Raw genomic sequence first — 8,763 nt, forward strand, 5'->3', positions numbered from 1 at the left:
AATGTCGCCAACGCGGTGTTGGAAGCCATCGGCGAGCATCCCGACTTGCCCGACTTCACCATGTACACCGAAGTCCTGCAGTCCTCGGCATTCGAATTGATGTTGCAAGGTCGCCTGAAAGGGGCCAGTACCTGTGCGTTAGTCCTCTCGCCCCAACAAATGCAACAGCTTGACGAGCAGCATGACTTTTTCTCCTCGCGGTTGGTGCTCCGTCCCCAGGACATTTCCAACAATCCCGCCGCGGTGCGACAACTCGGGATCATTTCGATGAACACCGCGTTGGAAGTCGATATCTTTGCGCACGTCAATTCAACCCATGTCTGCGGCAAGCGGATCATGAACGGAATCGGCGGCAGCGGCGATTTCACCCGCAATGCCTACACGTCGATCTTCATGTGTCCGTCGGTTGCCAAGGGCGGAAGCATTTCCGCGATCGTCCCGATGTGCACCCACATCGACCACAGCGAACACTCCGTTCAAGTGATTGTCACCGAGCAAGGGTTGGCCGACCTGCGTGGGCTGGCACCGAAACAACGCGCCCTGAAAATCATCGAACGCTGTGCTCACCCCGACTATCGCGACTATTTGCATCGTTATTTGTGCGATTCAGGTGCCAGCCATATCCAGCACGATTTGACGCGCTGTTTCAAGCTGCACCAGAATTTCCTGCGATTCGGCTCGATGCTTCACGATGAAGTCCCCGACACGGAAATCGACAAGATCTTCTCCGCGTCTTTCTAAACGCCACGCAGGTGGAGCGGGGCAGACAGAACCAGGGATGGGCTGTGGTCAATAAATGGGCTGGTCAAAAAATGGGGATTGGCTGAGTCGGGGATCGCGACCGGTGGAACTGATTTGGTCGCGTTGAAACTTCACGAATCGACTGACGCTGCCGTGTGGATCGATCGACCCTCCATTTTTTGACCCTTTTTCGGCTCAGACCCCAGCAAAACCCGGGCACCGGGACGAAGCTGACCTCCCGCAACTGACCCGTTGCGCGTACATTCTCCCAATTCGAGTCCTTCCCCCCCTTCCACCAACGTTTCGATCCTTCCGACCATGAAATCGATGGACAAAATCGTGTCGCTGTGCAAGCGACGTGGCTTCCTCTTCCAATCCAGCGAAATTTATGGCGGCGTCCAGGGGTTTTGGGACTACGGTCCGCTGGGGGTGGAACTGAAACGCAATTTGAAGGAAGCGTGGTGGCAGGACATGATCCGCGGCCACAACGATCTGGTGACGCCACCGGGCGCCCCGGCTTCGTTTGAAATGGTCGGCTTGGATTGCACGATCATCATGCACCCCCAGGTTTGGAAGTGCAGCGGCCACTACGATCTGTTCCACGATCACATGGTCGATTGTCGGGAATCGAAAAAGCGATACCGATTCGACCAGGTGCGGGGACGCTGGTGCGAGCGGGGCGACCAAAAGATTTTCGTGTCGACGTTGGCCGAAGTCGAACAGGAACTCGATGAGGTCCGTCGCCGCGCGATGAAGTTTTTCAAGCTGCGTGCGAAGAACGCGGACGAACTGACGATTTCCGATGAATCGTTGACGTTGGACAAACTCGACGACACCGATTCGGTGCTGGCCCCCGATGCGAAAACGCTCGGCACGCTGACCGAGCCGCGCGAGTTCAACTTGATGTTCAAGACGACCCTGGGCGCGCTCGGCGGGGAGGACGACACGACGTTCCTGCGGCCGGAGACCGCTCAAGGTATTTTCGTCAATTTCAAGAACGTGCTGGATTCCTCACGCGTCAAAGTGCCGTTCGGCATCGGCCAGATCGGAAAGAGTTTTCGCAACGAGATCACGCCGCGGAATTTCACGTTCCGATCGCGCGAGTTTGAGCAGATGGAGATCGAGTTTTTCTGTCCGCCGGATCAGTCGCAAGCCTGGTACCGTTATTGGCGCGACCGCCGGATGGCCTGGTACACCGAGCTGGGACTGTCGAGCGATTCGTTGATCATGCGCGAGCACGAGCCGGCGGAACTGGCGCACTACAGCGTCGGGACGGCCGATATCGAATACGCGTTTCCGTTTTTGCCGCCGGGTGAATACGGCGAACTGGAAGGCATCGCACACCGTGGCGATTTCGACTTGCGAAGCCACATGGAAGGCAAGCTGAATCCCAATTCACCCGAGGGTGAGCCGATGCAGGTCGAATTGAACGAACACGGCAAGCCCAAGTATCGCGGCAGCGGCAAAGACCTGTCGTATCGCGATGAAGCGACCAACGAAAAATTCATTCCGCACGTGGTCGAACCGTCCGCCGGCGCCGACCGCGGCGTGTTGGCGTTTCTTTGTGAAGCCTACACCGAAGATGAAGCGCCCGATGACAAGGGGCAGATGCAAACCCGCACGGTGATGAAACTCCACCCGCGACTGGCCCCCATCAAGGCTGCGATTTTCCCGCTGGTCAAGAAAGACGGCATGCCCGAAGTCGCTCAGGAAATCTACGGCGAACTCAAGCAGCACATGAACGTGTTCTACGACGACAAAGGCGCCGTCGGCAGACGTTACCGACGACAGGATGAAGCGGGAACCCCGTTCTGCATCACAGTCGATGGCGAATCACTCAGTGACAAGACGGTGACCATCCGCGATCGAGATTCGCTCGAGCAGACGCGGGTCAAGATCGATGAATTGAGTTTCGCGTTGATCGAGCGGCTCGGTTGAACGCCAACGCGCTGATGCATGGTCCGCGCGGCGTCATTCCGGTCCTGACGATTCTTCCGGTTTCCTGTTGAACCTCTTTTGCCATCCTCCGCCGGGGCGGGTGTGACGTCCGCCCCGACGTGCCATTGCTGAGCTACGGTTTTCGACCTCACGTCGAAATCCGTCCGTGTTCACTCGTCAGCAATCGCAACAATGGAAACCATCAGTCCGGAACAATTTTTGGCGCTCGGAGCGATCACCATCGCGATCATTGGGGGAGTCTTGCTGACAACGTTTGCGTTGGCGGCCGGCTCTTTAAAACTTTCGATCCACTGGATCGGTAACGCGACGCCGGGATTCTTCGCTTGCTTCGGGTGGCTGGTGGCGATGTATTTCGTCAATGCCTTCCTTGCTGTGGCGGCCCAGGACCTGCTCGGGCAGGTCGGCGTCCTGATCGCGATCCCACTGACTTGGTTCGTGACCCTTTACATGATTGCGCATGTCGCAAACTGTGGGCTGTTCCGCGCCTTCGGGATCTGGATCGTCAATGGCATCCTGAACGTGATCGGACTTGTCGCGATCTTTTTCTTTGTGCTGATCCCCTTGGTGGCGATGGTGCCGGACCCTGACAAAGGCGCCCAAGCCGAGGTCCACGACGTCGAGGAGATGCTGGCGGAGATGGAGGCCCAGATGCAGGAACTCGACACGCAGATGGAAACGCTGGATCAGATGGAGATTCCGGAAATCAAACAAGTCCACTTTGAACCGGAGCAGACGGTGACCGAAACGCGGACTTCGGAATCCACGGTCACGCCGTCGGCCGAGCCGACGAAGGTCACTCCGGTGCCAGCCTCCCGACCGCGAACCAAAACGGTTCGTCGGGCCGCCGATGGCAGCATGGTGAACCCGTTTTTCCAAGATTGATCGCCGCCGCGGTGGCGCACGATCGGTCCGGAACCAGGAGAGCTGATGTCCAACGTCGTCTTGCGCACGAGTGACTCCGAGGTGTGTCGCATCCGCTGCGGTCCGCCCCTGCAGGCGTTCGCGATGCGTTGGAACTATGTCGTTCGACAGCGGCATCGTTGGGCCGACGATCCGGCGGCCCGTCAGCGACAGACACTTCGGCTGCAGCGTGATCTTCGCGGTCTGGGGGTGACCGCCAAACATCTGCGGCGATTGAAAGGCATCGTGGAGGTTTCCGTTCCCGATTCCCCCTTGGATGAATTCTGGGAAGCCAGGATTCTGCCTTGGGAGTACGTGTTGGCCGCGGCCACCAAACCGCATCGTGTCGAACAAGACATATTGGTCGTGCGGCATTTGAAAACGGGGCGTCGCAAACGCAAGCGGACGCCCAAACGCCTGGTCGTGATCGAAACAGCGCCGGGTGAGCTCGCGCGGCACTTCAATTTTTCGGCCCAGCGTCAATTGGTCACCGGCGGGTTGCGGGCATTGAGTGCCGAGACGACCGGGGTGCTGGAAAACCCGACCGAGAGACAACTCGGTGAGGAAATCGAAGCCGTGTCGCCGGACATCGTGCACGTGACCGGCTTTGACAATCGAAGCGGTCGGGAACGGCTCGGCGGCAACCTGTCGGGGCTCCGCGATGGGCTTTATTTGGCGGATCCATCGGCGGAGGCGAAGGAGTATCGCGCCGAAGTCATCGCGCGGTTGCTCAACCGGGGTTCACCCAATCCATTGTTGGTCGGTTTTCATTGCTGGGACTCGGCGGCGCGATTGGCCCCGATGACGATCCACGCCGGCGCCCGTTCCGCGATCGGGTTTCAACACACGTTTGATGAAGCCGTCGCGGAGATCTTTTTTCTGCATTTCTATCGTGCTTACGCCGATTCCCAGTGGAACCTGCTGGCCGCGTTCTGCAGCGGATGGGAATCGATCGCCGCCTATCGGCCTCGGATTCGCGGCAGCAGCATCGTGTTGTGGTCGGCCGATTCGCTCGTTTCCAATGCCACGGGTGAAATCGGACAAAACAGTTTCGGCATCGGAGCGACCACCACACGACCGTCGACGCGCCCGCCCGCCGTGTCTCGTTCGGCGGATCCGCAGCGGGTTCACATTCGCGACTTGGTCCAGGTATCGGTCCGGCCGAACCATCAGATCAACTATTCCTCGCTTCACAACGGCCAAAGCGTCTTTGACCAACTGACGCTGCGGCTTCATCCGAACCCTTCCGAGTCGGACGCGATCACGCAGATCAATGATCTGGAATTAGAAGTCCAATTGCATGTCGGCGTCGACTCGTATCCGTTTCGGTCGCGGTTGAATTTGGACATGGACGCCTATCGCTATGACTTGGCAGACCGCGTGACGTTGCCGTTGACGGGGGAACTGTTTCGCGCGATCAACGAACGGATTCAGACCAGTTTGTTCGTCGATCTCCGCTGGCACGATCAAGTGCTCTATCGCCACACGCATTCGGTTTGGTTGGCGCCGATCGATCAATGGACCTTGGACGATTCTCAAATCGGTTGGCTGCCTTCGTTCGTACAACCGCGAGATCCGGCGGTCGCGCGAACGATCGACGTGGCCCAGGGGTATTTGCAATGTTTGAAGGACCAGGTCGGTGCAGGCTTTGACGGCTATCAAAGCTACGACGGGTTCGCATCCGGGCTGGCCTGTTGGGATGGCGTGGACCGACAGGTGCGCTCGATTTGGGCGGCGTTGTTGCTGAGCAATAAGCTGCGTTACATCAATCCGCCGCCTTCGTATGCCGATTTCACTCAGCGGTTGCGAACGCCTGGGGAGACCATCGGCGGCGGATTCGGGACCTGTGTCGACTTGGCGATTGTGATGGCGTCGTGTTTGGAATGGATCGAAGTTCATCCCGTGTTGTTCTTGCTGCACGGGCATGTGTTCGTCGGCTATTGGAAGGACTTTCATGCGCATCAACGATTTTTGGACGTTGCCACCGAAGACTTGCCAGCGCGGACGCCGGACGGCGAGATGCCGCGTGACGATGCATCGCAGCGATGGGTATCGGGGCCGAAGACCTATGCCGAAATCAAAGGGTTTGTCGATCGGGGCGAACTGGTGCCGATCGAGACGGTGGCGTTGACGCACGGAAAAGGCTTTGCAGCTGCGATTGACGAGGGCCGCGAGCACTTCTACAAAAAACGCAGTCGTGCCTTTCGGGCCATGATCGATTTGGTCAGCGCCCGCGCCGAAGACGGTGTGACACCACTGCCCCTTCGCTTTTCCGAGTCTCACGTCGGCTGACAGGTCAAAACATGGACGGCAAGTTTCTGGAAATCGCGCGTTCGGCCACCGCCGGCAGCAGCCACGTTCGGCCGTTGGTCCAGCGGCCCGATCGGACTCGGATTCGGACCCATTCGGTCACGCCCTCTGGCCCGTTGCCGCCGCTGGTGCGACTGCAATTGGTCGACGACGACGGCATCATGGACTGGGAAGACGTCACCGCGCTGCCGCCCGATCTGGGACGCTTTCGTGGCTCTCCGTCGATCAAGACCCGCGAAGGGTTTGAAACGTTGGAATTGGAATTCGAGCGTTTACCGCCGTCCAAAATCACGCAATTCCTCAGTCGCCGCGATGAGAAATTGACGCCGCATCGAGGTCTGCGGCGTTTGGACTCTCAAACCAAGACATTGCAGCCGGCGAGTTTTCCGTCCTCGGGAGGCGTGTTGTTGTTCGTCCACGGGACGTTCAGCAACAGTGACAACATGATCGCCGGACTGCTTGAGAAAGAGAACGAAGACGGCGGCGAGTTTCTCGAACAGGCGTTTCAGCGATACCGCGGCAATGTATTCACCTTCGATCACCCGACGCTCTCGGTGGGGCCGATCCTGAATGCGTTCGATTTACAGCGTGCGATCGGCGAGAGTGACGCGAAGATCCATTTGGTCAGTCACAGTCGCGGGGGTCTGGTTTCGCGGTGGTGGTGTGAAACCTTTGATCCGACGGGCCGACGCTGCGACAAGTCGATTTTTGTCGGGTCACCGCTGGCGGGAACGGGGCTCGCCGCACCGCCGAATATTCGTGAGACGATTCACTTGTTGACTCAGTTTTCCAGGGCTTTGCAAGTCACGTCCGGTCTGACCGCACTGGCGATCCCCGTCTTTTCGGTCGTCGAAGCGCTGTTGCGCGTGGTCACGTCGATCACCAGTTTGGCCGCACGAACGCCGGTGGCCGATGTGGCGATGGCGATGGTCCCCGGTTTGTTCGGCATGTCACGGGTCGGTAATAATCCCGAACTGCGTCGCCTGTTGGAAACCCCGACGACACAAACCGAACGCTACTACGCCGTGGGATCGGATTTCCAGCCCAGCGATCCGGCTTGGAAATTCTGGCGGATGTTTCGCAAAGAACGGCTGGTCGACGCTGCGGCCGACGTGTTGTTTGACGGTGCCAACGATCTGGTCGTCGATACACCCTCGATGATCGATTTGGCCGCGGACGTGAAGATTCCCGATTCGCGGCTGATGGATTTCGGCCAGTCGCAATCCGTCCACCATCTGAACTATTTCTACCAGAGCGAGACGGCCAAGTTCTTGGGCGATACGTTGTTGTAGTGGGCTAATGGGCGGGGCAATTAACACTGATTGCGGAGATTCAGTTCCACTCGTCGGATTCAGAGACGTCCCTGCAACCGATCGGCATTGTTCGTCGCGATGCGATGGGCAAGAAGATTGGTCAAAAAATTGGTTGGTCAAAAAATAAGAAACGAGACACCGCACACGAGTAAGGGTGAATCAATGAGATTTAACCACAAAGGCCGTGCTGAACCGTAGTTGTCGATTCACTGTCTCGTTGGGGTTCCCGACGAATAAAATCTGCCTCCCCCTAATGGGACTCTTCATTTTTTGACCACCAAATTTTTTGACCCATTCCCCGTCGTCCAACGGGCGTATTGAATTCAATGTGGTGGCGTTCAGCGAAAAGTGTCAAAAATCGGAATTGATTAGACAAATCCGCTGCCGAAGCGCATCATGGGCAGTGTCATGCCCAACGATGCCCCATTTAACGCCCAAATTCGCCAAGCGGCCCGCGAGATCGCGGTCGGACGAGAATCGTCTGCCCAGACGCTCGCGATGGCCCAGTTGTATGACCTGACGGCGGATCGATTGGTCCGGTTTGCTGCGTCGATCACACGGCGTCAGCACGACGCCGAAGACGCGGTCAGCACGACGATGGTGAAGGTCGCGACGCGTCCCAAGCTACTCGTCGGCGCCGATCAACCCTGGCACTACCTGCTCCGGATGGTCCGCAACGAGTCGCTGGTGATCCTGCGTTCGCGGAGCCGTTGGTCGGCAATCGGTTCGATCGCGGAGCGTTTGATCGGTCGAACGTCGGACGTCGTCGAACGCGATGACGAAAATCGATTGGTTTGGGAGGCGATGGAAAGTCTGCCTGCGACGCAGAGCGAAGTCGTGGTGTTGAAAATCTGGGAACAATTGACGTTCGCCGAGATCGCCGAAGTGCTGCAGATCACGCCTTCGACGGCCGCCAGCCGTTATCGCTACGCGCTCGAAAAACTGGCCGGGAAACTTTCACGCGTGTCGAATTCCCAATCCGCTGATGTGGCTGTCTCCTCACGTTCGGTCGTGGAGCTAGGCCAATGACGATGCATCACGATGGCAAACGAGGATGTCCACTCCGCGACGATCATGCAGCGATCGAACGCCAGATCGCCGCGTTGGGCGGGTCGATCTTGCCCGGACGTCGACATCGCGATCAACTGCTTGAACACACCTCGGACTCGGCCGGACGAGCACGCAATCAGCTGCGAACGGCACGCGTCACGATCGTGTTGTCGTTGCTGTTGGTCGTCGTCTCGCCGCTGATCAGCGCCCTGACTCGCGTCGAAGTACCGTCGCCGCAGACGGCCGACCAAACCAACGCCGCCGCCCTTCGCCACGCCGAAGCCAACCACATGAGTTTTGACTGGGCGCTGGTCGATCTGTTTCACCAATTCCGTGAAAGCAAACGGCCGGCACGCTAGTGCAGGCGGTAGTGGACGAGGCGACAAGTCCTTGCCTTGCGTTTCCGGTAGGCGGTAGTGGACGAGGCGACGAGTCCTTGCCAAGATGCCGACTGCAGAGGACTCGTCGCCTCGTTCACTACCGGAAAGTC

The 8,763-nt window shown here is 58.4% G+C and carries 7 protein-coding genes; all 7 read left to right on the forward strand.

Going from position 1 to position 8,763, the window contains the following annotated elements:
• Positions 1–741 (forward strand): acetyl-CoA hydrolase/transferase C-terminal domain-containing protein (locus tag ABX749_RS12530; protein WP_372896285.1); only part of this gene is annotated, 741 nt, incomplete at its 5' end.
• A gap of 327 nt (positions 742–1,068) precedes the next feature.
• Entirely contained in the window at positions 1,069–2,679 is a 1,611-nt protein-coding gene (locus ABX749_RS12535) for a glycine--tRNA ligase (RefSeq protein ID WP_145220127.1), read from the forward strand.
• Positions 2,680–2,871: 192 nt separating this feature from the next.
• A complete protein-coding gene (locus ABX749_RS12540) occupies positions 2,872–3,582 on the forward strand; it encodes a hypothetical protein (RefSeq protein ID WP_145220124.1) in 711 nt (236 codons plus the stop codon).
• A 45-nt stretch (positions 3,583–3,627) separates the two neighbouring features.
• Positions 3,628–5,892, forward strand: coding sequence for a hypothetical protein (locus ABX749_RS12545; protein ID WP_372896286.1), 2,265 nt, complete (start codon positions 3,628–3,630; stop codon positions 5,890–5,892).
• A gap of 11 nt (positions 5,893–5,903) precedes the next feature.
• Entirely contained in the window at positions 5,904–7,202 is a 1,299-nt protein-coding gene (locus tag ABX749_RS12550; protein ID WP_372896287.1) for an esterase/lipase family protein, read from the forward strand.
• Positions 7,203–7,619: 417 nt separating this feature from the next.
• Positions 7,620–8,252 (forward strand): RNA polymerase sigma factor, encoded by a 633-nt coding sequence (locus ABX749_RS12555; RefSeq protein WP_372896288.1) that lies wholly within the window; start codon positions 7,620–7,622, stop codon positions 8,250–8,252.
• Positions 8,249–8,632: a hypothetical protein gene (locus tag ABX749_RS12560; protein ID WP_145220116.1), complete on the forward strand. Its 384-nt coding sequence runs from the start codon at positions 8,249–8,251 to the stop codon at positions 8,630–8,632. The genes ABX749_RS12555 and ABX749_RS12560 overlap by 4 nt, the downstream gene beginning before the upstream one ends.
• Positions 8,633–8,763: the final 131 nt, after the last annotated feature.

The sequence above is a fragment of the Stieleria sp. genome, from assembly GCF_041595215.1.
Lineage (GTDB): Bacteria > Planctomycetota > Planctomycetia > Pirellulales > Pirellulaceae > Stieleria > Stieleria magnilauensis.